Origin of the sequence: Weissella diestrammenae, assembly GCF_014397255.1 — a bacterium.
Lineage (GTDB): Bacteria > Bacillota > Bacilli > Lactobacillales > Lactobacillaceae > Weissella > Weissella diestrammenae.
Map to the genome: position 1 here is coordinate 431,495 of NZ_CP060724.1, position 24,762 is coordinate 456,256.

Below are 24,762 nucleotides of genomic sequence, written 5' to 3' on the forward strand. Positions count from 1 at the left end.
CTTATAATCATTCATTTTAACCGTTCGTCTATCTTTTGTAAAACAATTTTACAAAAAAATGTTAATTATGCGAAATAAAAATGGTACCCTTGCGGCCAAAGGAAAGCGTGTGACTATCTCACACTCTTAAATCCTCTAACCGCAGGATACCAATCATGTTATTTATTCAAAGACCATTTGATTTGTATATAATTCTGCATAAAAGCCTTTTTGTGCTAAGAGTTCAGCATGGGTTCCTTGCTCAATCACTTGTCCATCTTTCAAAACGACAATTTTATCCGCCGATAGAATTGTTTTTAAACGATGGGCAATCACAAAGCTTGTCCGACCAGAAATGACATTATCCATTGCCTTTTGAATTTTCGCCTCTGTCACCGTGTCGACATTTGACGTTGCTTCATCCAAAATTAACAAATCGGGATCCGTCAAGATAGTTCGAGCGATCGACATCAATTGCTTCTGCCCCGTTGAAAAGACCGAGTTTTCATCATCAATTTTGGTGTCATACCCATCAGGCAATGACATAATAAAGTCATGAATGTTGGCTTGTTGTGCAGCAGCATAGATTTCTTCATCGGTCGCATCAGGTTTACCAAAAGCGATATTCGACCGTACCGTGCCACTAAACAAGACTGAATCCTGCAAAACAATCCCAACATGATCACGTAATGCCTTCAACGATATATCGCGTACGTCAATGCCGTCAAAGGTTACTGAACCTGCGTTGACATCGTAGAATCGGTTAAGTAAATTCATCACTGTTGTTTTACCAGAACCAGTTGGTCCAACCAATGCGACCATCTGACCCTTGTCCACCGAAATCGTAATACCATGAAGGATTTCTTTATCCGCATGATACCCAAAATGAACATCATCTAATAATACCTGTTCTTTAATACCAGTAAAGTTTTGCCCATTTTCAGGTGATACCTCATCTGCTTGTTCAAAGACGCCGTTCAAGCGATGGGCACCAGTCACAGCCAACTGCAACATATTATATGTTGATGTGATATTCGTGATTGGTTGGTAATATTGTTGTGAAAACGACATAAACATCACAATAAGTCCCAGGGCAGTGGCACGTGGCAAGTCACCATTCAATGCCATTGACCCACCATAGAAAATCACAATCGCAGTATTAACTAAACTCATCCCCATCATCAGAGGAAACAAAATACCTGACCAAACTTGGCCCTTGAAAGTCGCCTGACGAACCTTATCATTGTGCACTAAGAACTGGTCAATCGATGCTGCTTGTAACCCATTAGTAATAATGACTTTTTCACCATTAATCTGCTCATTAATAAAGCCGTTCATATGCCCAACTTCAGCTTGTTGTAAATTAACAAATTTACGCGCACGGGCAATGACCACACCAGCAATCAGAATCGAAACGGGTGTTGATGCAATTGTCACCCAAGCCAAGTCAGTACTTTGCTTAAACATCATAATAATGATTCCAATCATCAATGCCAACTGTGAAAACAATTGGAAAATAGCTTGGTTCATCGCATTAAAGATGTTATCCAAGTCTGATGTAAAGCGGGCTAAAATTTCACCGTCTTGATGGGCATCAAAATAACGGATTGTCATTCTTTGCATTTTTGCAAAAAGACCTGTCCGCATATCATTGACCGAATAGGCCGACACTAATGACTGCAAGATGCTCATAATGAATAACCCAGCTGCCATCATAATGACAAAAATGACCATCATTAATAAAGCATGATGAAACTTATCCAGATTTGCTGAAGCAGCAGTCATCGGATTCAATTTAACAACCAGATAATTTCCCATTTCCTGAATGGCATTCCCCATGAACACTGGGGCTTTAACTTGGAGATAGGTTGAGATGATCGTAAAAATAGCTAGCAGTGTGAGCCCTAGTTTATAGCGTTTAAAATAGTGGGCAAAAAACTTAATTGCATTCCAAAAATCGGCCATTAGTCATTTACCTCCTGTGCTTTTTGAGTGGCATAAATCTCGCGATAAACATCAGAATTTTCAAGTAATTCTTTATGCGTCCCTTCACCAACCAGTTGTCCATTATCGAGAACAAGAATGCGGTCAGCGTTAATTACTGACGAAATTTTCTCAGCGATAATAAAGGTTGTCGTGCCATGCAAATCATGGTCAAGCGCTTCTTTAACTAGTTTTTCTGATTTCGCATCTAGTGCAGATGTCGAATCGTCAAGAATTAACACTTTTGGTTCCGCAATCACACCACGTGTAATTGAAAGCCGCTGTTTTTGTCCCCCTGAGAAATTAGCGGAACGTTCTTCAACTTGATGTTCAAACGTATCTTCATATCGCTCCACAAATTCCGCTGCTTGGGCAATGTTTGCTGCTCGTTGCATATCAGCAGTTGATGCGTCCGCCTTTCCTTGACGTAAATTATCAGCAATTGTCCCAGAAAATAGTGTCGCCCGTTGCAAGACATACGCCACAGCCCGCCGTAATGATTTTTCATTGACGTTTTTCAAATTCACACCACCAACAGCGACCGTACCAGTCGTTGGATCAAACAAACGTGCAATTAATTGGGCTAACGTCGTCTTTCCAGAACCGGTTGCCCCAACAATACCAATCATTTCCCCTGCATTCGCTTTAAAGGAAATATCATTTAGTACAGCTTTCTCATCACCTGGATACTTGAATGAGACATGGTTAAAATCAACCGTCCCCTCTAATTCCTGATCAGGTGCTTGTGCATCATATGTCATTGATGGTTCCGTTGACAAAACTTCACCGATTCGCTTAATTGATACTGCACCACGCGCAGCAAAAGTCATCAACATACCACCAATAATGATGGCCATCATGATTTGCATGAGGTAATTCATAAATGATGAGACACTAGCTAACATATCTGGATGTGTGCCAACATGTTGGCCAACATACCAAATTGAAACAGCGATTGCTAATTGGCCAATCAAGGTAAATAACGGCATAATAATTGAGAAAAGATACCCAATCGTGACATTCACATGATTCAATTCACTCGATGCAGTGTTAAAGCGCGCTTCTTCATTCGCTTCTTGATTAAATGATTTAACCACGCGAACACCTTGCATATTTTCCTTGGCTAAATTATTCGTTTTTTCAATCAAGCCTTGAATCCGACCAAAGAGTGGTCCCATTTTACTGAAAACACCCGCTGTAATCACTAATACCAATATAACCATTAAAATGATGACCCACCACAATTCTGGCAAAGTCATTAAAGCTAAAATGAGCGCCCCAATAAACAACATTGGCATCCGAATTAAAGCTTGAAATCCCATCATTACTAATGTTTGTACCTGTTGCACGTCATTAGTCATTCGTACAACTAAGTTTCCAACTGAAAACTTCTCAATATCAGCAAATGAAAAACTTTGAATTTTACGATACGTACTCTCTCGTAAATCAGCTGCGACATTCTGGGCAATCTTGGCCGCAAAAATAGCATTAATTGCACCAGCAATCAGACCGATGACCGCAATAATAATCAGCTGTAACCCGATTTCGTTCACGCGTCCCATCTTATCATCTGTAATGGCTTGCATAACCCCTTGTAACAATTTTGGCTGCCACAACGAAGAACCAGCCATGATTGCAACCGAAATAATTGCAATGAACATATCGCCTTTATATTTGCCCAAATAGGGCTTCAACAATTTCATTTTTCTCTCCTTACATAAATAAAGTAATTATAATATTACCTTTATCATTAATATAAAACAACTCAATTTGCATAAATAATCATGCTGAAATTGAGTCAGTTTAATATCGTATTTCTTGTTTTAATCAGTCCACAATGAATTCTGCATAGCGTTTCACTTGCAGTGGGGTTAAACTCACCCGTAATTGTGTCCCATTTTCTGTATATTCAGTCGCTAAGATTGACGCTTGTTCATTCAAATCCGATACAATCTCTCCCTGATTGAAAGGGATCAAAACAGTTGCTTCACTCAAATCATCGAAGACATGTTGTTTCACAACATCAACTAATAAATCAATTGAAGCTGTGTCTTGCGCTGAAACAATCAATGTGTCCCCATCACGATCTGGATAGCTTGTGTCTGGTCGCAAGTCGGCCTTATTATAAATCGTAATCATTGGCATGTCAGTCACACCAATTTCCTTTAACGTCTGAGCCGTGGTGGCCATCATATCAGGATAATGTTCATCAGAATAATCAACGATTTGTAACAACAAATCCGCATTTGCCGCTTCGGCTAGAGTTGCGCGAAAGGCTGCCACTAAATTATGCGGTAATTTAGAAACAAAGCCGACTGTATCAGACAATAAAAATGACTGATTATCTGGCAGATTAATCTTTCTGACTGCCGTTTCTAAGGTCGCAAAAAGCATATCAGCTTGAAAAACCGTTTTCGATTCATTTTCTCCAAACCGCTGAACCAATTGGTTCATAATAGTCGATTTACCAGCATTCGTGTAGCCAACTAAGGCCACATTCTTAATGGCTTGTTTCGTCCGGTGGGCACGCCGTATTTGCTCATCTGACTGAATTTCGACAATTTCTTTTTTAATCATTGCAATCTGATGCTCAATGGTCCGACGATTGGTTTCCAACTTGGTTTCACCAGCCCCACGTGATGTGAATCCGCCACCGCCACCACCTGTTTGCTGATCTAGTCGAATATTTAAACTCGTCCTCAACCGTGGTAATTGGTATTGTAATTGGGCCATATTCACTTGCAATTTTGCCATACGGGTTTGCGCACGCGAGGCAAAGATATCCAAAATCAATGCGGTCCGATCCATAATCGTTGCACCAGTCATTGTTTCCAGATTACGAATTTGTGATGGTGATAATTCATCATTTGCAACAACCATATTAACTTGATGGTACGCTACAGCGTCTTTTAACTCTTCAACTTTACCTTTACCAAAATAAGTTGACGCCACTGGTCGTTCCAATTTTTGCGTCAATTGATCAACCACTTGCATGCCATTGGCCTCAGCTAAATTAGCCAATTCCGTCATTTGATAGACAAACTGCGGATCATTGCGATCCAACCCAACAATTAAAACGGGTACTTGTGCTACTTGTTCGTTTTCGTGCATCTAATCACCAAACTTTCTCAATGTCATTAAAAACTTCTAACGTCATTTTGTCCTGATCAACGACCCATTTTGAAATTGATCCGTTATGCATACTAGGTAATGTATATTCTGGCCCAGCATATTTTCCAGCTAAGTTTCGAATTAATGTTCCATGAACCACCAATAAGACATTTTCACCGTCTTTGGCCGTTGTTTTTAATATATCCAGCCCTGCCTCAACACGTGTCCAAAATTGTTCAGCATTTTCAGCATCATGCGTTGGGTCTGCCGCATGAATGGCATTCATGACTTCATCTTGAGACATTTCAGCCATCAGATCACCATATGCCGAGATATCCTTTAGTCCTTTTAACTCGGCTACGGCTTGAGCTGCTGTAGGACCTGGTAGCCCTTCAAATGTACCAAAAAACTCTTCTCGGAATTGTGCCAATTCAGTCGGTTCAGCATAATCAGGCGTTGCATTATTACGATTCATAATAAAACGTGCTGTCCGGACAGCGCGAGTCAAATCGGAAGAAAAAACATGATCAAATTTCACATTTGCCAACCGATTACCAGCAGCTTGACCATCAGCAATACCTTTTTCAGTTAATGGTGCATCAGACCACCCTTGCATCCGATTGTACTTATTAAAGATTGTTTGACCATGCCGAACGACAAATAAATTAAAGCTCATTTTCTCTTCCCCCTACCTTTTTCTCTCTATATTGTATCATGCCGGCAAAACTCAATTGCGTCATATTCATATAAAATCTATTTCTATATTAAATATATGTAAATAAAACTGTTATTTACCATATGATGCTTAAAATGGTGGCAATCACCCACACACCATTTTAAATGTCAGACTGATCTTAGTCATGATTTCATTTCACAATATGCTCCAAAAATGAGGCGATGATGATTGAAATAAGGCATACTACACCACATTCATCCCATTACATTCAATCATGCATTTCTTTTTCTCACATTTCAAACAAAATGATTCAAACCCCAGAAGGATGTATGACGATTAATAGATTTTTTTATGCGTCATTTTTGACTATTTCATTTTCAATTATCGCTTTTTTGTGAACAGTTAATGACTATTCTTTTTTACCGGAATTTATTTGCTAAACTCTTCTTGTTAACATCATTGCATTTACTAAGGAGCCTCTACCAACATGTTAAAAAATACAAAAAAAAATCTCAATTTAATCGAAAATACTCGTGACGGGCAATGGTGGACTGAAGACCTCTACTTTGAAGCCTATGAACAGATTGAAGCCAGCCACACTAAGAAATTTCCCATCTTCATTCCTTCAATTGGCACGCCAAATGAACATTTTGGTCATGTCCTTGCTAAAACTTTTACCAAAGAATTCAATTGGCCCATTTTTATCCTGACACGTGATTCTCAGCTTGACGCCTATCAAGATGCAATTAATTATTCACCCTATGTCACGGTCTTATCACAACCAGATGCTACTATTTCTAATGCTGGCGCTAGTCGTAAATATATACAAGATTATGCCATCGGTGCTGGCCACGACTTCATTTTTATGTTTGATGATGACCTGTTTGAATTTAACATATTAACAAAAGGCGTTACCGAAAATGATTTCTTATATTCAAAAATTTCAGATTGTCGCAATCAAGCACGAATTTTGGCCGTTTGGCAAGTCGCAACCCAATATCTCAATCAAAAATATGCTGTCAATGGCACGTTCCCAAACTATCATTCCGTTTCATGGCCCTATGAATATTCAACCGTTGAAAAAGGCATGACAACTTTTTCAGATTATTGCTCACAAGCTGTCTGCACGAATGTCTTAGAAACAGCAAATAATAAAATATATTATCATGAAAACGATGAAGTCGGTCATGAAGACTGCGATTATTACGCACGCGGTTTAGACCGTGGTCTCATCTTTTCGCAACTTAAATTTTTAACCTTTTCTGCCGAGGGAATGGACCTTGGTAACTTTACAATTGGTGCATCGCTAGAAGATCGTTTCTTCCAACAAATGACTGAATTTGTCAATGGTCCCATGAATTGGTTGAGTCGCCCATGGTTATACAATAAGCCAATGCTCGATGGCAGTATCGTCCCCGGTTATGATCTCAAAATGATTCGGGCATATCACAACATGCCGGCAAACTTTAAAATCGATTTAACTGAATTAAATCAAATTAATTTAAATCAGTCATTTGTACCTACGCCTAATCCCATTGAAGCATTAGGCTTTGAAACACTTGAAGCAGCATTATCAGCGCCTGCATCTGAACACAATCAAGACATCTTACTTGGTCAAGATGCTGGTCAACATCAAAACTATTTATTACGTTGGCAAGACCGCAATGATGAACTAGTAAATGATTTTTGGCGTAGTTTGCAATCAATTTGGTATAACCTCGATGAAACATACCGTGATCACTCACGCTATCCAAAATTCATGACCCACATTTCTGAATTTTATTTCTCAAGTTTCTATTCTCATGAAGCCGGTTCACGTGACGAGTTAGGGATTCAGTCACAAAGTGAATGGGAACGTCTTAAAGAACGCGCCCTATTCAAATATCGTAATAAACACGGCCATGAAGCAATCATTTTTATCCCATAAAAACACAACGGAGAGCCATTCATCATGACATTTACTACTCTAAATGCAAGTCAACTCATCAACAAAAAGCGTGCCCAAATTGCCGTCTTATCAGAAGAATTATTTCAATTAGAAAAGGAACAATTCATGACAGACGCCACAATTGATGCGCAAACAAAAAAACAAATGCTAGACGATCTGACAACAGCTCAACAATTTGTTTTGACGGTCAATGAGCTTCGTACACATCATCTGGGTTATCCCGGTAATTTCAAGCAGAACAGTCCCCTTTACCATCACTTCCGGCAATTAGAGGCAGAATTACCCCTGCTCAATAATATTGGTGATATTTTTGATGAAGGTAATGCCCGCCTCCATTCCAAAAAATGGGAACGTGACATTCTCAACTTATTCGCTGAAAAATTTGGACTGACAGACAACTGGTGGGGATATTTAACAAGTGGCGGCTCAGAATCAAACGATTGGGCGATTAATCAAGGTCGTTCATTACTACCCGACAGCATTTTTTATCATTCAACCGGGGCCCATTATAGCATCACAAAGTCGAGTACCAATTTCATGAGTGAAGCCATTCCAACTTGTGGCCCTGATGACGAACGGATTAACGTTGACTTGTTAACGCAACGTATCCAAGAAAATTATGAACGCCTTGGTTTAGCGGCAAATATCGTCTTAACGTGGGGCACCACAAAATATGGTGCAATTGATGATGTTTGGGCGGTTAAAAAATTTCTCATTGCACATCACATTCCACATTATTTACATCTTGATGCTGCCCACTTTGGTGGTATCCCTAACAATCAAATTGGGGCGCCAATCATTGATGACATTCGTTCGCTTGGTGTGCATTCGATTTCTGTCAGTCTCCACAAATATATCGGGCTCCCCCAGGTAAAAGGTGTCTTATTGTCAGTTGAAGAACCTGCCACTCAAAATGCCGTGGATTACATCGGTCAAAAAGATACAACGAGTTGCGGTTCGCGTGATTTATTACCATTTTCAACCAAACAACAAGTCCTGGAAATGCTTAAATTATCCGATCCAAATGATTACCAACGCAATATTCGTTATTTTGAGGCACGCCTTAATGAACGCAAAATTCCATTCATTCGCTATGCCTACTCAAATACATTTGTCATTGCTGAACCATCATCTGAAATTTGTTCACACTATCAATTATCACAATTTAAAAATGATACCGGTCATAAAAAAGCACATGTTATCATTTTCCCGTATCAATCACAGGCACAACTACTTGCTCTAGCAAATGATTTAGCCAACGATTCTAAGGCACAGTCAGACATGACATTGAACTTCAAACAAAGGGTCCTTCAAACTAATGAATCTTAATGCAACTGCTGGTATACTAGCAACCATTCTTTCGTTTCTTACTTTTGCTTTTTTCGTTCCAAACCTGATTACCGGTGCAGCCAAAACTTCCGCCTATGCTTGGACTTTTTCGCTAGTTACTGCCGCCTCTCAATTAATTCTCATGGCCATGAGTCATGAGAATTTTGCTGGCTTACTCCGGCCATTGGCACTATGCTTTTGTATCAGTATTGTAGTGTTTGTTGCTTATCGTAAAGAAACAAATTCACCCACTCGGCTTGATTACATTTGTGGCACCATCGTTCTCATTGGTATGTTATTTGCCTTTTTTGGTCAACTTCTTTTAAAACGGATCGGTATTCAGACTTCCGCCCTATTTGCCGCAGACATATCATTATCCCTTCTAACGGCCCTGGCTATTCTACCTAATATAGCAACGATTCTCGGGATTAAAAAAGGAAATCATGAGATCCCACAAATCATTGCAATTGACGCTGTGGCCAGTCTCATGGGGCTTTTTGCCTTAAATATTTGGAATGTCTTTACTGTTTTCGGACCATTACTCATTATCATTTTAGATTTACGAACTATTTTATATGCCATTTATTATAATGCACAACGTGAAAAAAACACTTTAGCTTTCAAAGAGAAACGCGATGTCTAAATAACGGATGCCTCTTTTATCAATCCGACCTGGGCACTCATTCAGATTAATTTCATCTTAAATCCCCCCAGCAGGTCACAAAGCTACCATTAGCTTTGTGACCTACTTTTTTAGTACTACATTAGATCTAACAATCTATTTGTTTTACCTTACTCAAACATCATTTTTTGACCAGTGATTCACGACATGCTTAAACAAATACTAACGGTGCCAACATCTGCAAAATCGTCAGAAATCCAACCACGCACCAATTTTTTAATGTCTTCACACACTTTAAAACCTAAATATTATCCGGCCTATCTGCTGATAGTTTTCATATCCACGACGGTTAACCTGGATGAAGTAATACAGAAATTTGTAGCCTTTTTGTAGCCCAAAATTCAAAAAAGGCCCGAAACAATCAGAAGCCATCCATATCAAAAAAAACATAATAAAAGCCGTCATATCAACAATAAACGTGATACAACGACTTTTACAGTATATATTAATTATAGCCCAACAGGGAATCGAACCCTGGATTCCGCGCTGAGAACGCGACGTCTTAACCACTTGACCATTGGGCCATTGAGTTATATTCTCAACAACAATAATTAAATATACAGCATAATATGGTTGACGTCAATAACTTAAATCAAAAAATGCCAACAATTCATTTACTTAATAATCATCTGATGTGGTTTCACCATTGTCACCGCAATGATCCATGCAATCCCATATAGAATCGCAATTGCGAGAAAGACCGTTTGGTAACCAAGGTGCATTTGATGAACAATCAAACTCGCTAGTTGATTGCCTGAAAGGCCTGCTGCGGCCCATGCTGTTAAAGCCAACCCATGAATTTTTGAGATGGCGTTCATCCCAAATCGGTCACTCAACAAGGGGGGTAAGGCTGAGAAACCACCGCCATAACCAGCATTAATTAAGAAAAAAGTTATGACGAATAAATAAGGTAACAACCCATTATTTTTCGGCATCCAATATGCTGCTAAACTCATCACGACAGACATGATGAAAATCAGGCGATAAACTGTATTCCGATCTTTTAAATGATCAGACAATGTCGCAAAACCAATTCGGCCAGCTGCGTTAAAAAATGCATCAATACTGACAATTGTCGCGATGGCCCCACCTGTCAACAAAACCGAGCCTTGTGGGGTTGTTAAACCAGATAAAATATCTTTTTCCTGTGAAATAATCGCTAGCCCAGCCGTGATATTCAAGTAAAACATCAACCAAATGCCAACGAAAATTGGATTTTTCAAAAAAGCAATCGGTTGGAAACGATTTTTTAATGGCTTTTCTACCCAATCTGCAGGTTTACGAATCAAAGCCGTCCCGATTAGCATCATCACAGCAAAAATGCCCGCTAAAATAATGAACATTTGCCATAAACCAACCCGATGTTGGAGTGCCATCATCACTGGAGAAAAAATCATTTTCGCTAAACCAAACCCAGCCACAGCCAAGCCAGTGCCCAAACCTTTATTATCTTTGAACCAAAGCATTAAGTTTTTAACCGGGGTTAAATATCCAATTCCCAAACCAATCCCCATAATGACGCCATAACAAAGATAGATACCAAATAACGAGCGATAATAAATACTAATCCCTGTTCCGATCATACCAACCACAAAGAACAGGGTTGATAAACGAGCCGATTGCTTAATGTCTTGCTCCACAAAATGACCCAATAGTGCTGCCGATAGACCCAAGAATAAAATTGCGAGTGAAAATGCCCACTCAACTCTTGGTACACTCTGACCAATATAATCAGCAATCGCTTGTTTGAAAACACTCCACGCATAAACCGTTCCAATACTACCATGAATTAATAGCGCTGGTAATGCTGCTCGAACCCATTTATTATCCATCATTCATCCTTTCAATCATGCCCAATCACTTATCACATTTCCATTAAAACACGAAAAATATCATCTGTAAATAAAAATAACGAACTATTATTTGTATAGTAAAATAATAGTTCGTTATTCATCGCATTGAATCAATTTTGTTTAAATTAATATTCGTAATCAATTGAATAAATGCGATTTTATGCACCCAGCAACTCATTCAAAGCCTGCATTAATTCCGTAAACCGTCTCTACAGGTCAAAATCAACCATAATTGGGGCATGATCTTGGCGCAAACCAGTATCAAGTACCTTAAATTGTCTCAATTGCGGTTTTAGTCGTTCGGATGCCAAATAATAATCAATCCGCCAACCGCTATTATTGATTTTCGATGTTTTACTTAATTGTGCCCACCAAGTGTACACATCAGTGGCATCAGGGTTTAACGTCCTAAACGTATCAATGAAGCCAGCGTCTAATAATAATGTGAATTTCTCACGTTCTTCATTTGTAAACCCAGCTGAATGATGATTAGTTTTTGGATTTTTCAAATCAATTGGTTGATGAGCAACATTAAAGTCACCACTAAAAATAACTGGTTTCTTCGCATCTAAAGTTTGAATATAGGCGCGATATGCGTCATCCCAAGCCTGTCGATCAGTTAACCGTGCCAATTGAGAACCCGAATTTGGTGTATAAACAGTCGAAACATAGAAATCCTCGAATTCAAGGGTGATAATCCGGCCCTCTAGATCCATCTCACCCGGTGCGCCAATTGTTGGATAGGTCACAGCCAATGGCTCAACTTGAGATAACATCATCGTGCCAGAATATCCCGGTCGACCGGTACTCACATTTATAAATCGATGATAGCCCGGAAACAACGATGTCAAAGCTGTTTCTTGTTTTTTGGTCAGTCCCGTGACCTTTGCTTTGGTCTCTTGAATGGCTAGCACAGCTGGTGCCTGCTTAGCTATATCATTTAAGACTTGCCATGTCATCTCACCACGTGCTGATGTATGTGCCACAGCAGCGTTGATACTATCAATATTCCATGAAATAAATTGCATTATTTCGCCTCCTAAGTAATACCTTCATCTAAGGATACCAAATTTCACGCTGAGATAATATTACTAGGCCAGACAAATTCAATTGTGTCATTTAATTTATCGATAAGATGTTAAGCAAAGCCTCAGGATTCGTTATTTACATCCATCTCAATCAAACAGACTAGTATTCTGTCGCTAACATTCACGCGAAACAAAGTTTAACACGCCAAGCCATTGTGACTTGAATCCCAAAAGCTATTGCACTAACCCCATCAGCGCATGCCACAGTGACCGCATTTAAAGTTCATCCGCGAACCATTCGCATGACACACCACCACAAAATAAAAATGGCACGTCTCACTGAATGAGCGTGTGCCATTTAATTGAGATGTCCCCATCTCATACCACCATATCCGCCTAGTCGATCCACCACGACGACTAAGCTTCCCTTTTCCATCCGGTTGGGTTCTTCAAGTCCAACCGGCATCCCATCGACAGTTAATGTCGATGATTACCGGACGATAGGGAATTGCACCCTTTTAATGAATTAAACAGTCCTGGGTTCCTTACCTCCCTGACTAATCGCATCCCCGGTAACTGTATCTATTATACGCCCTACCAGTAAATTTTGGTATGTTTTGACAAACCAATCCGTTCGATAGCTTCAGGCAATAAATAACTTTCCAGGTGATCGGCTGCAACGACTTCCGGTAAATAATCCGGCGTGATACCAATCAATGCTAGGGCTTGTAAATTCCAACAATTATTTGCTAAATCATACATACCCGTCCGGGCTGCAAGGTGAATCGAAATTTGATTTTTTCCGGTCCAAATTCGATAGAAATACTCATGCAAACTACTCATGCGACGCCAAACAGGCACTAATTCCGGCCGTTCGTTTTTAAACCATAAGGCAAGAATCAATGGGGTTTCAGTCGAAATCATTAGACCTGATTTTGATTCCAACTGAGCAATTACGCCATTTAATTTTAATGCTTTTAAATATCCCTGTAACTTATCTGCTTCTGTCACATTCAAGTATTCTTTTAATAAGATGTTATCATTCTCGTCCATAAAGACCCAAGCATCAAATGATTCATGAATTTTAATATCACTAATTTCTGAGTTGCGCGGTAAGCTTTCAATCAGCTCCCGTAACATTTGCTCCAAAACATTAGCCGCATGAACCACGTCCAAACTTTGTAAATGAGCCCGTGTATCATCCGAAAACCGTCGCTCTTGTAATTTGGCATTGCCATTCTCATCAATAATTTTTGTATTGATAGCCGAGCTTGTAATGGTCAACTCGAATTTATACTTCATTTTTTCATTCCTTTATACCCAACAAATCAGCACTTACTTGGCAAGATTCCACTCTTTCAACTTTGCCGCCACATCAGTTGCCAATTTATCATCAATTTCACCAGTCACTTGTTTGACAATATCGTCTTGCGTTTGCTTTTGTGCATTTTTATCATTCAAATAATCTGGATTAGCTTGCACTGCATCTTCAACAGCTTTGGTCACATTTTCTTTGATTTTGTCCTCAAGGCCATCCTTTGAAGCATCGACCATCTTTTGGATTTCCTGATTCTGATTTTCAGAAACAACATACCAATTATTTGGCAATTCAAAAGTATATGAGAATGTGACCGGCGTTGATGTTGGTAAACCAATCAGCATAAACTTAGACCACAGATTATTCGCACTATAAGACGTCGCCTTTTCAACTAATTTTGGGGTCTTAGCCACTTTAATGCGTGTTGTACCATGCTTTGGCGTTGTTCGATAACTCTTCCCATCAATTGTATAATGATACGCAAATGATCCGCCTTGAGCCTTTGTCGTTACAATAAATGATTTGTCGCCCACCGTCGACTTGGCACTGATTTGGTGCGTTCTCACCTTCTCATTTTTCTGCATTAAAAAATGACCGCTCTGCGCTTTAATTAACCCAATACCATTTGCAATCACTAAAATTAATCCAATAACAATAAACACCCAACGAATCACACGTGTCTTATAATACGTAATCGCGGCTATTAACAATAATAAGACGCCAATCGCAATTAGAATATACACTTTTCATTCCTCCATCATTTGTCTCATTTATAATTTTTTTATGCCAAATCGATATAATTAATTATCTCATAAAAATAATCATATCATTTATAATTATAGCTTATTCCGCATTCAAATTCATTATAAACCTACTCTGTTGATATTTTAAAAATGAATCAATAACCTTGAAACGTGCAACACCTTTCCGCTCTCACAACTACTATTGATCAATCATTAGTTAATTGTTCTCACCCTTACTAACCTATCAATTTTTATCATATAGCTAAATACTGGCGGATAAATTGTTCAACAACAGCATTCTCACAAACGTTCAAGCAGTCGTTACCTTTGATCAATCGTCACTCAGTAAAGTTGATCGAACATTCAGGATTTCGATCATTTCGCCGTATATTAATTTAAATTTCCATAACTCAACATCGAATTAATTGATAAAAAAAGATATACTTCGAAGAAGTATATCTTTTCAAACGATAGCCCATCAGGGAGTCGAACCCTGGATGCCGGTGTGAAAAACCGGAGTCTTAACCGCTTGACCAATGGGCCATTATTATTCGTTGTCGCTTAACAACAAATAATATCTTACCAAGAATCACAAATGATTGCAACCCCTTTTTTTGAATTAATTGATTTAATTATTCAAACTCAGCGTTTTTAGCCATTGTCGCTTGGATAACTTGCGTCATCAATGCCGTGATATCTTTGGTTTGTAATACATCCCAACCTGCGGCCGTTGACCCACCTGGTGTCATGACTTGTTCTGCCAACGCCATCGGTGTCAACTTTTCATGTACCATTTTATCCAATGTTCCCTGTGCCGTTTGAACTGCTAACTGTTCAGCAATATCTGGTTGTACGCCAGCCGCTAATCCAGCCTGAGTCATTGCCTGCACAAAGCCGGCCACAAAGGCTGGACCAGACCCAGCAAGGGCACTTACCGCACCAAACTGGGTCTCTGGTAATTCATCGACTCGACCCAGCACTGTTAATAAGCCAAAGACTGCGCCTTTCACCTCATCATCAACCGCGGGGTTAACCGCCATTGCTGTGTAGCCTTGTTGGACTGCAACATTGACATTCGGTAGCGCACGAACCAACAAATCACTAGAATCAAAATGCGTCATTAGTGTGCTTAGACTAATACCACCTAAAATAGAAATAATGACTTTACCTGTCACAACAGAGTTAATCTCTTGTGCCACTGCAGCAAGATGTGTTGGTGGTGTTGCGATAACAATCAAATCACTCTGTTTAACTAATGCTTCTGCCGTTGTCGCAAAATCAATCTGCATGTTCTCTGCAACTGACTGTCCAGAATGTGGTGCATACACAACTTGATGAACTTCATCTAGTTGTGACCAACCTTTGATCATAGCCTGTGCCATATTTCCAGCACCAATAAATCCAATATTCAACATTATACGAATCCTTCCTGCCCAGACAATGTGTATTTCTTATTGTGATACCGCATCGACATTACTAGACCCACCCCTAACATATTCCCAATCAAAGCTGAACCACCTTGTGAGATAAAAGGTAATGGAATACCGGTCAACGGTACCAAACCAATGCTCATCCCAATATTTTCAAAAATATGGAATAGCAACATCATCACCACACCAGCTGCAATATAGGCATAAAACTGATTGGATGTATCAATGACAACCTGAAAAATACGATAAATTAAGAGGAAATACAATAGCAATAATAATAGTGAGCCAACAAAACCAAAATTCTCACCAATTACTGAAAAAATCATATCTGACTCACGGACAGGCACACTCACATGTGACACATTAAAACCTGTCCCAGTTAGCCCCCCCGAACCAATCGCAGTCATAGAGTGCCAAAGCTGATAGGCTGAATTCGATGTGTCGCCCTCTGGGTGTAACCATGCATCGATTCGAGCAAACTGATAAGCCTTAAAGCCAAAATGACCTAAAATGGCACGTCCATTGGTACTAGCCACTAATGAAATGGCAAGCGCGCCTAATGTCCCAACCACGCCGATGATGGGACCTAATATTTTCCAAGAAATACCAGAGACCAATGTCATCCCGAAAATGATCGCCACAAAGACTAACATTGTTCCAAAGTCGTGTTGCATCAGCACCAATAAGAGCACTGGTACACTAACCAGTAAGATTTTACCAATGAGAACTTTATCATTGGCCCAATTGTGTTCATCAAATTTAAGATTGTGTAAGGCAATGACTCGCGCTAGCATCATGATAAACGCCGGTTTCATTACTTCAGATGGCTGAAATGTCAGTGAACCGATCGCAAACCATGACTTACCACCGGTTTGATCGTAGTACGAACGACTATAAAAAACTAGCACTGCCAGCATTAAGAAGATACCTAGCCCAAAAATATACGGTGATAGGCGCCAAAGACGTTCTGAGTCGAATTGCATAATAATCACCACCGCAATAATGCCCAATACATACCAAACGCCTTGCATAACGACCATCCGAATGGGACTAACAGTATTACTATCATGACTTGCTGCCACAAAAACGGATGCTAAGCCAATGAGGGCCAACATCAGTACGACAAAAATAATACTCCAATCAATCTCGCCTTTGCCGCCAAAGAAACGTTTGACCATGTTTAACAACCCCTTTTTAATGATGCAAATTATATTCAGCAATCAAAATTTCAACACCTTCATCAAAATTTTTCACAATTTGCTGCTTATTTTGACCAACCTGTACACGAATCGTGTTTTCGCGTTCATCGATTGTCCCTAAGATATGTTTATTAATTTTTACTTCACTTACACCTTGACTAATCACGTTGATTTCAACGTCAATTGCCTTATTTTTACGCATAGCCATACTTATCTCCCTTTTTAGTCATGCATGTGTTCTAATAGTTCACCTGCGCCGCGTGCGACATTATCAAGTGGATGATCAGCAATCAAAACTGGCACCCCTAATTCTTTTGAAATCAATTGATCGATATTCTTCAGCAACGCACCCCCACCGGTCAGCACGATTCCTCGATCAATAATATCTGCCGCAAGCTCAGGCTGAATTTCAGCTAACACATCATGCGCTGCTGAAACAATCTGTCGTAATGAATCACGTAAAGCAGCTTCAATTTCGTTTGAATTAATCTCAACCGATTGTGGCATACCATCATACGTATCACGCCCACGAATCGTCATTACCTCTGGTTCATCAACTTGCAATGCATTCCCGATTGTAATTTTAATCTGTTCCGCCGTCCGCTCACCTATTTGTAAGCCATGCTTACGTTTTGTGAAATTAGCAATATCAGCATTTAATTTGTCACCAGCAATTCGAATCGAACGCGCTGATACAATATCGCCTAAGGACAAGACTGCGATATCAGAAGTTCCCCCACCCATATCAATCACCATTGAGGCAATTGGTGAGAAAATATTTAATCCTGCCCCAATGGCTGCAACCTTTGGTTCATACTCTAAGAACACTTTGGCACCACCAACTTTTTCAGCGGCTTGAACAATCGCCTTGCGCTCAATTTCTGTAATATTAGTAGGTGCTGCAACCATGATGTTTGGACGTGAAAGAATGCCCTTAACGTTTAACTTTTTAATAAAATATGCCAACATGGCTTCAGTCATATCAAAATCAGAAATCACGCCATCTTTTAATGGTCGGACGGCGCGAATGTTACCGGGTGTCCGACCGACCATTTGATAAGCTTCTGTCCCGACTGCCAGTACTTTCTCTGTTTTGGCATCCACTGCCACGACTGAAGGCTCATTCAAAACAATGCCTTCTCCCTCCACAAATACCAATACATTGGCGGTTCCTAAATCAATTCCAATCTCTTTTGCCATCTGTGTCCTTACCTCTTTAAGTCTCATCATCTTTTTTAAATTTACTTTTCATTATAGCAGAATAACCGACATATTTTCCTAAATTCTCGCGATTCAAACTGATTTAACAACAAACGACTTTCTCGGTGCATATCGATTTGAGTACAATAAACTAAGCATCAATCAAGGCCACCTTAAACAACACAACTTTAACCGATAACACGGCACAGGTATAATAAATACGCAATAGCATCAATCCTTGACAAATTCCATCATCGATTGCCTCTTAATTTTTGATAAAATAGAATTAACTGATTACAGGAGCAAATTAACTATGAATTATTCAATCCAACAAATCGCCAAAATTGTCGGTGGTACTCTGATTAATAATCAAGATACTGAAATTACAAAGGTTGTTTTCGACGGCCGTCAAGCGACTCAAAATACACTTTTTGTGCCAATTACATGGGGCAATGATGGTCATAATTATATCAATGGTGCCATCGATAATGGTGCATCTGCCACATTTTGGAGCAAAGACCATCCTAACCCACCCCAAAATTTTCCGACTATTTTGGTTGACGACACGCTAAAGGCATTTCAACAATTAGCCGTGCATTATTTGCGTTTGGTTGGACCACAAGTCGTTGCAATTTCTGGGTCCAACGGAAAGACAACAACGAAAGATTTTATTGCTGCGATTGGGGCCAAAAAATACCGCACGGTCAAAACACCGGCAAACTTCAATAATGAAATTGGCGTGCCAACAACAATTCTCAAAATGCCGCAAGATACTGAATTATTAGTAATTGAACTTGGTATGGATCACCCTGGAGATTTAGATCTCCTTTCAAAAATGATTACCCCAGACATTGCCGTCCTGACTATGATTGGTGAAGCCCATATTGAATTTTTCAAGACCCGTGAGCGTATTGCTGATGGCAAAATGGAAATTATTAATGGGCTTAAACCCGATGGCACCCTCGTCTATAATGGTGACGAACCATTGTTGATTACGCGTTCAAACGCAAACCCTACCTTAAAAACAAACACCTTTGGCTTACATGCTGAAAACCAGTTATTTGCCTCTGAAATCAGCCTCATGACAACTAGCGCCAATTTTACAACGAATCAATCGACAACCCGCTTTACGATTCCGCTAACTGGTAATTACAACGTAAGCAACGCTTTAGCCGCTATCTCAGTCGGTCATTTGTTAGCGATCGATGATGCTCAAATTGCCGAGGCACTAAAGCATACAATCATCACCAGCAATCGTACCGAATGGTTATCAGCAAATTTTGGCGGTCAAATTCTAAGTGATGTTTACAATGCTAATCCAACTGCCATGGCTGCTGTGCTAACTTCATTTCAGGCGACACCGACAACAGGTCAACGGTTCCTAGTTTTAGGAGACATGCTGGAACTCGGTGATGTTGCTCCCAAGATGCACGCCGATTTGGCCGAGGCAATCGACCCAAGTAAAATTGACGGCATTTATCTGGTCGGTGATTTAATGATGTGTCTTGAAAAAAGACTAAAAGAAATCGCACCCACGCTCGATATTCATCACTATCCAGTTGATCAAAAATCAGCATTAATGCATGATTTACAATTACGACTCAAACCCAATGATTTAATGCTAGTTAAGGGATCCCATGGTATCCACCTAGAGACTGTCGTTGCTGCATTTGTCTCATCGACAATGTAGGTCACTATCATCGAAATAGCCCCGAAAGTTAATATTTTCGGGGCTATTTTCAGTGTGCCATCATTTCCTTTATATCTGTTAGTTAACCGTTTGCACCTCAAATTGATTAGCACGTAATTTCATTTCGACGTCAGCTTGTTGCGCAACTTTTTCATCATGTGTAATCATGATTACCGTTTTATGGTATTCATGCGCTAAGGCTTTAAATAATTCAACAATGATTTGCGAATTTTCATGGTCTAAATTACCAGTTGGTTCATCTGCCACGACCACTGGTGCATCGACCAATAAGGCTCTCACGATTGCCACCCGCTGCTGTTCGCCACCCGATAATTTTTGCACTTTTTGGCGGGCTTGGTTGGCATTAATGCCAACCCGACTTAATGCAGCGAGAATATATTTGGAATCTTTTTGATGTTTTGAATGGGTAATAGCCAGAGCTGTCTCAATATTTTGATAGGCCGTCATGGTATTCAACAAATTATAGGCTTGAAAAATCGTCGCCACATGGCGTTGCCGATATCTCGTCAAACCAATTTTTTTTGCATCAATCCCATCAACTAAAATTCGACCTTCACGTGGCTCATCTAACCCCGCAATAAATGATAACAAAGTTGTCTTGCCTGAACCCGATTCACCAACAATGGCATAAAATTTTCCGGCGTCAAACGTTAGGTTCACATCCTCATATAATTTTTGTGACGAATCTGAATACCAATGCGTCAATTTTTCTACTGTTAATGTCATATTTTTTACCCTTTTTCCATCTCAATCGATTTCATACTAACTAACTATTCAACATTAATTTACACAACATTAATCATTTTGTAGGATACGTTTAGGCCGCATTCTTAAAATCATAAAACTACCACCAAAGACTGATAGCAAAGCAATCAAAATGGCTACAGCACCTAGTTTCAGAATTGATCCAATTGATAACGTATTCTTAAGTTGCGAACTGGTTTGTTGACTTTTGGTCTGATTGCCCATTGCGCTCGGTGCAGAACCACCATTTGTTGGTGCACCTGACGGCTTATTTCCACCACCAGGCATACCACCTTGCCCACTCTGTTGGGTTGTCTGTTGCTGTTGGGTCACTAATGATTGCCCCACCATATTTGAAACCGTTGTACCGGTCGCTGTGGCAATCCCTAGTGCCACAAATAACACAATCAAGAGTTCAGTGAATAATTGTGCCATTACCTTAAACTTAGACTCACCAAGTGATACCAAGATACCAATTTCTCGGCGGCGCTCACGTGTCGTCAACAAAATAATCAAGCCCAAAATAAGTGCGCCTGCAATAGCGACGACCCAAATAATTTTTGAGGCTAATGAAGCCACAGCCTTCATATTTTTAGCAGCCCGTTGATAGTCCGCTGCATCGCTTGTTAGACTCATTTGACTATCATTTAAGATTTTTTTAGCTGTTTTGACAAAAGTCGCCGTTTTGGCTGGTTCCGCCATGTTAAAGGTTACTTGACTCACCTGGTTTTCAGTACCAGCTATTGTATTCACTAATGTGTAGGCGCCATAAATGACATTGGCTGGATCATTTCTTTGCATCCCAGTTTCGGTAGTTGACTGTTTATAAATTCCGACAATTTTTAAACTGGTAATTTTTGTTGCATCGGTACTATTTGTGATTTTAATTGTATCGCCAACTTTTAATCCGTTAGCCAACGCTAATTCATTTTCAATCACAATATGATTGGTATTGAGATCAGAAGTCTTTAACCCACGGCCAGATGTCATTTTAGCCTGTGATGTCTTAAAGCTTTCCAAAGCAGCGGTGGTACTCGTACCACTAATCGTGATATCTCCCGTTGTTGATACCTGATCCGGATTACCAACACCACCGCCAAATTTATTCTGCTCACTACTACTTGTCGTTGTGACAGCCTTAAACCCACTTGCATTAACTGACACACTGTTAGTAATGTTATAGGTCTGCACATTAGAAAGGGCGGCAATCTTTTTAACCTTAGTTTCCGAAGTTGTCGGTATTGTCATCGTTGGTTTGGTATCGCTCGAATCTGATTGCGACCGCATTTTGGCAAACATTTTATCCCGATTTGCCGTTAGTGTCACAGTCGATCCAACAGCATCTGATGCACTCTTAGCGGAAGTCAATGCTGCATTTTGAATGATTAATCCAGCCATGACAAAGACTAAGATCACGCTTGAGGTGATTATAAGCAATGCCGTTCGACCTTTGCGGGCCCATAAAGTAATCCACGCTCGTTTAAAAAAATTCATTGGTCTTTCTCCTATTACTTTTAATACATTTAGTTTATGTCCTAAATCTTGGACAAAACCTAAAACAAACTCTAATGAACCTTAAGCATTTGGTACCATCTTTTAAACGTCATAAAAAAGCGACGGCATGCCGTCGCTTCAATCATTATCTAATCAATATATTCTGATATCAATTCCTCACTCACCAACGCTGAATCGGTTAAATATTTTTCTTGTTCAAGCATTGCCAATTCACCAATGCGATTAATCAACGCATATGGTAAATTCATCTCAGCCTCAAAAAAAGTTTCATAGACTGCTAATTCGGTCACAGTCGATTGTTCTGTAATAACCTGGCTAAAGACATTAATCAGTTCAGTCGTTGCTATATCATCTGATGCAATTTGGGCACCATAAATGCGTCCCGATTTCAAATCAAAGACAATACCAAGCTTAACCGTCTTTTGACTCCCCACTTGATTAATCGTGGACTGCGCTTGTAGCGTTAATACTTTACTATGGGGTAAATTTGCTTGTTGTAGTTGTTTTAATGTCTGTCCGGTTTTACTATACATCCGACCAAATACTTCAAACCCCATTGTGATTAAATGAGGTTTCAATTTAATATCAGAAATACCAGCTAATTGGTAGCCAGCGACTTTCCCCATTTTAATTGCAGTGGACAGCAGAGGGGCATATCGACCAAAGTCAGATTGGATGACACCTGCATCGCCAACCACATAGACATCCGATTGACTCGATTGCATGACATCATTGACCAAAGCAGCGCCATAGCGATCCATTTCAACCTGTCCTGATAACATTGCTGTATTTGGTTGTAATCCCGCAGCAATCGCCATGACATTGTATAGTTCCTCCTGGCCATCACTAAAGTGCACCATGATTTGTTTGCCATGCCGGTCTACAGAAACCACTTCAACATTGGTTTTAATTTTAATGCCGTTGTCTCGCATTAGGCGTTCCAAATTTAATCGCAGCGGTTCATCGAAATATTTTGTCATCATTTGTTCGGCATACGTCACAAACGTGACAGCAACGCCTCGTCGTTGCAGCGCTTCCGCTAGCTCGACACTCACTGGACCACCACCATAAACCAACGCCTTTTTTTGAACTATCCCCCGACGGGTTAATTGATTGATTTCGGCTGCATCTTGTTTATCCTTCACAAAAACGACTTGATTGAGATCAGACCCGACAAACGAGGGGACTTTTGGAGATGAACCAAGGGCATAAATAAGTTTATCAAAAGTTTCGACCAATGATTGACCTGAATCACCTTGCCGCACGTAAACTTTTTTATTCTTCACATCAATTCGTTCAACGATACATCCCTGACGATATATCGTATTGGGTTGACCTTGAAAGCGATCAAAACTAAGCTGACTAGCATCATCCAGTTGACCATCTAAAGCCATCCGAATCCCTGCTGAAATAAACGGTGCCACGATTGTCTGCTTCTCGATAATCACCACTTCATCTTGTTGATTGAGCTGGCGAAATGCATTGACCGCCGCAAAACCAGCATTTGAGCCACCAAGTACCACTATTTTCATAATGTCATCCTCTTTTCTTGCTGTGTTGCCTGATTCGCTGACTTTTTTGGAAATGGCAACCCATATTCTCGATGCCATTCAATCACAACACGTGGATTACGTCGTCGCCTTTGTAGTTCTTTTTTAACTAATAATTGTTGTCCAATTTCTGACCAAGTCAGTGTTTGATCAGACTCAATCAGCTCTTCTGCCTTCATCAACCATTCAGTCTCCAACACTTCTCCAGGTAAGGCATCAAAATCTTGCCAAACATCACTCGCCAATAATGCACTAATTTCGACTTCAGTTTGCCCCAATAGCCGATTTAAATCGACTAGTTGTTTGGTCACATTTTTTTGACGCAGCAACTTATCGGCAGGCATCTTAATTAAAAAGCGCAAGCGCATTAAAAGTCCCATTAAAACTAATACCAAACCAGTTAATACCGGCCAAATCAACTCTAATGGCCATTTTGGAACCAGCAAACATGAAATTGCAAGCGTCACCAATATCATACAAAGTGCAACAATCAATACACGCCGTGTTTTAATCGTTGCTAGACGCATGCGCCGTTCAGCTCGTAAACGTAATCGCCGTCCAGACAATCTAGTCAATGCATCGGTCAACTGACGCAAGGTTTCAATTAATGCCAGCTTATCATCCATAACCAATACTCCACTAAATCTATAATTGCTCTCATTTTAGCATACCAATCCACAAAAAAATTGAAGATTTTATGCATCATTTTTGCGCCTCTGGAACCATGCCACAACGGACTATAAACACCATTAAAAATAGCAAA

At 39.9% G+C, this 24,762-nt stretch carries 20 protein-coding genes and 2 tRNA genes; 4 read left to right on the plus strand and 18 right to left on the minus strand.

Annotated features, from left to right (window positions below):
- Positions 1 to 162: 162 nt before the first annotated feature.
- The 4 genes from H9L19_RS02210 to H9L19_RS02225 form a co-directional block, all read right to left on the minus strand.
- Positions 163 to 1,944: an ABC transporter ATP-binding protein gene (locus H9L19_RS02210; RefSeq protein ID WP_187529536.1), complete on the minus strand. Its 1,782-nt coding sequence runs from the start codon at positions 1,942 to 1,944 to the stop codon at positions 163 to 165.
- Positions 1,944 to 3,665: an ABC transporter ATP-binding protein gene (locus H9L19_RS02215; protein WP_187529537.1), complete on the minus strand. Its 1,722-nt coding sequence runs from the start codon at positions 3,663 to 3,665 to the stop codon at positions 1,944 to 1,946. Before H9L19_RS02215 ends, H9L19_RS02210 begins: the two co-directional genes overlap by 1 nt.
- 124 nt (positions 3,666 to 3,789) lie before the next feature.
- Entirely contained in the window at positions 3,790 to 5,073 is a 1,284-nt protein-coding gene (hflX, locus tag H9L19_RS02220) for a GTPase HflX (protein ID WP_187529538.1), read from the minus strand.
- Positions 5,074 to 5,077: 4 nt separating this feature from the next.
- Positions 5,078 to 5,749, minus strand: a complete 672-nt coding sequence (locus tag H9L19_RS02225; RefSeq protein ID WP_187529539.1) for a histidine phosphatase family protein — start codon at positions 5,747 to 5,749, stop codon at positions 5,078 to 5,080.
- Positions 5,750 to 6,236: 487 nt separating this feature from the next.
- Here H9L19_RS02225 and H9L19_RS02230 point away from each other — a divergent pair, with 487 nt between their 5' ends.
- The 3 genes from H9L19_RS02230 to H9L19_RS02240 are packed head-to-tail and all read left to right on the plus strand — an operon-like array spanning position 6,237 to position 9,669.
- The gene (locus H9L19_RS02230; RefSeq protein WP_187529540.1) at positions 6,237 to 7,676 is read left to right on the plus strand and encodes a GREB1-related protein; all 1,440 of its coding nucleotides are present in this window, start codon (positions 6,237 to 6,239) and stop codon (positions 7,674 to 7,676) included.
- Between the two features lie 24 nt (positions 7,677 to 7,700).
- A complete protein-coding gene (locus H9L19_RS02235) occupies positions 7,701 to 9,026 on the plus strand; it encodes a pyridoxal-dependent decarboxylase (protein WP_187529541.1) in 1,326 nt (441 codons plus the stop codon).
- The gene (locus H9L19_RS02240) at positions 9,016 to 9,669 is read left to right on the plus strand and encodes a hypothetical protein (protein ID WP_187529542.1); all 654 of its coding nucleotides are present in this window, start codon (positions 9,016 to 9,018) and stop codon (positions 9,667 to 9,669) included. The genes H9L19_RS02235 and H9L19_RS02240 overlap by 11 nt, the downstream gene beginning before the upstream one ends.
- A gap of 491 nt (positions 9,670 to 10,160) precedes the next feature.
- On the opposite strand, the gene H9L19_RS02245 is transcribed toward H9L19_RS02240, so the two are convergent.
- The 10 genes from H9L19_RS02245 to mreB all read right to left on the minus strand — a co-directional run bounded on the left by H9L19_RS02245 (position 10,161) and on the right by mreB (position 18,479).
- Positions 10,161 to 10,232 (minus strand) — tRNA-Glu (locus H9L19_RS02245).
- A gap of 90 nt (positions 10,233 to 10,322) precedes the next feature.
- Entirely contained in the window at positions 10,323 to 11,540 is a 1,218-nt protein-coding gene (locus tag H9L19_RS02250) for an OFA family MFS transporter (protein ID WP_187529887.1), read from the minus strand.
- A 230-nt stretch (positions 11,541 to 11,770) separates the two neighbouring features.
- On the minus strand, positions 11,771 to 12,589 hold the full coding sequence (locus H9L19_RS02255) for an exodeoxyribonuclease III (RefSeq protein ID WP_187529543.1): 819 nt from the start codon (positions 12,587 to 12,589) through the stop codon (positions 11,771 to 11,773).
- Positions 12,590 to 13,183: 594 nt separating this feature from the next.
- A complete protein-coding gene (locus H9L19_RS02260; protein ID WP_187529544.1) occupies positions 13,184 to 13,891 on the minus strand; it encodes an FGGY family carbohydrate kinase in 708 nt (235 codons plus the stop codon).
- Positions 13,892 to 13,924: 33 nt separating this feature from the next.
- Complete coding sequence (locus tag H9L19_RS02265; protein ID WP_187529545.1) at positions 13,925 to 14,650, minus strand: DUF4811 domain-containing protein; 726 nt, start codon at positions 14,648 to 14,650, stop codon at positions 13,925 to 13,927.
- Positions 14,651 to 15,121: 471 nt separating this feature from the next.
- Positions 15,122 to 15,193 (minus strand) — tRNA-Glu (locus H9L19_RS02270).
- Positions 15,194 to 15,282: 89 nt separating this feature from the next.
- Positions 15,283 to 16,065: a pyrroline-5-carboxylate reductase family protein gene (locus H9L19_RS02275; RefSeq protein ID WP_187529546.1), complete on the minus strand. Its 783-nt coding sequence runs from the start codon at positions 16,063 to 16,065 to the stop codon at positions 15,283 to 15,285.
- The gene (locus tag H9L19_RS02280; protein WP_187529547.1) at positions 16,065 to 17,258 is read right to left on the minus strand and encodes an FtsW/RodA/SpoVE family cell cycle protein; all 1,194 of its coding nucleotides are present in this window, start codon (positions 17,256 to 17,258) and stop codon (positions 16,065 to 16,067) included. Before H9L19_RS02280 ends, H9L19_RS02275 begins: the two co-directional genes overlap by 1 nt.
- Before the next feature lie 16 nt (positions 17,259 to 17,274).
- Positions 17,275 to 17,487, minus strand: a complete 213-nt coding sequence (locus H9L19_RS02285) for a DUF2969 family protein (RefSeq protein ID WP_187529548.1) — start codon at positions 17,485 to 17,487, stop codon at positions 17,275 to 17,277.
- A 14-nt stretch (positions 17,488 to 17,501) separates the two neighbouring features.
- Positions 17,502 to 18,479 carry a rod shape-determining protein gene (mreB, locus tag H9L19_RS02290; RefSeq protein ID WP_187529549.1) on the minus strand — a complete coding sequence of 326 codons (978 nt, stop codon included), beginning with the start codon at positions 18,477 to 18,479 and terminating at the stop codon, positions 17,502 to 17,504.
- A 313-nt stretch (positions 18,480 to 18,792) separates the two neighbouring features.
- Here mreB and H9L19_RS02295 point away from each other — a divergent pair, with 313 nt between their 5' ends.
- On the plus strand, positions 18,793 to 20,169 hold the full coding sequence (locus tag H9L19_RS02295; protein WP_187529550.1) for a UDP-N-acetylmuramoyl-tripeptide--D-alanyl-D-alanine ligase: 1,377 nt from the start codon (positions 18,793 to 18,795) through the stop codon (positions 20,167 to 20,169).
- Positions 20,170 to 20,247: 78 nt separating this feature from the next.
- Here the strand turns inward: H9L19_RS02295 and H9L19_RS02300 are convergent, their stop codons facing one another.
- From H9L19_RS02300 to H9L19_RS02315, 4 genes are all read right to left on the minus strand, one after another.
- The gene (locus tag H9L19_RS02300) at positions 20,248 to 20,916 is read right to left on the minus strand and encodes an ABC transporter ATP-binding protein (protein WP_187529551.1); all 669 of its coding nucleotides are present in this window, start codon (positions 20,914 to 20,916) and stop codon (positions 20,248 to 20,250) included.
- 69 nt (positions 20,917 to 20,985) lie between these two features.
- Positions 20,986 to 22,428 carry an ABC transporter permease gene (locus H9L19_RS02305; RefSeq protein ID WP_187529552.1) on the minus strand — a complete coding sequence of 481 codons (1,443 nt, stop codon included), beginning with the start codon at positions 22,426 to 22,428 and terminating at the stop codon, positions 20,986 to 20,988.
- A gap of 149 nt (positions 22,429 to 22,577) precedes the next feature.
- A complete protein-coding gene (locus tag H9L19_RS02310) occupies positions 22,578 to 23,981 on the minus strand; it encodes an NAD(P)/FAD-dependent oxidoreductase (RefSeq protein ID WP_187529553.1) in 1,404 nt (467 codons plus the stop codon).
- On the minus strand, positions 23,978 to 24,625 hold the full coding sequence (locus H9L19_RS02315; protein ID WP_187529554.1) for a hypothetical protein: 648 nt from the start codon (positions 24,623 to 24,625) through the stop codon (positions 23,978 to 23,980). The genes H9L19_RS02310 and H9L19_RS02315 overlap by 4 nt, the downstream gene beginning before the upstream one ends.
- Positions 24,626 to 24,762: the final 137 nt, after the last annotated feature.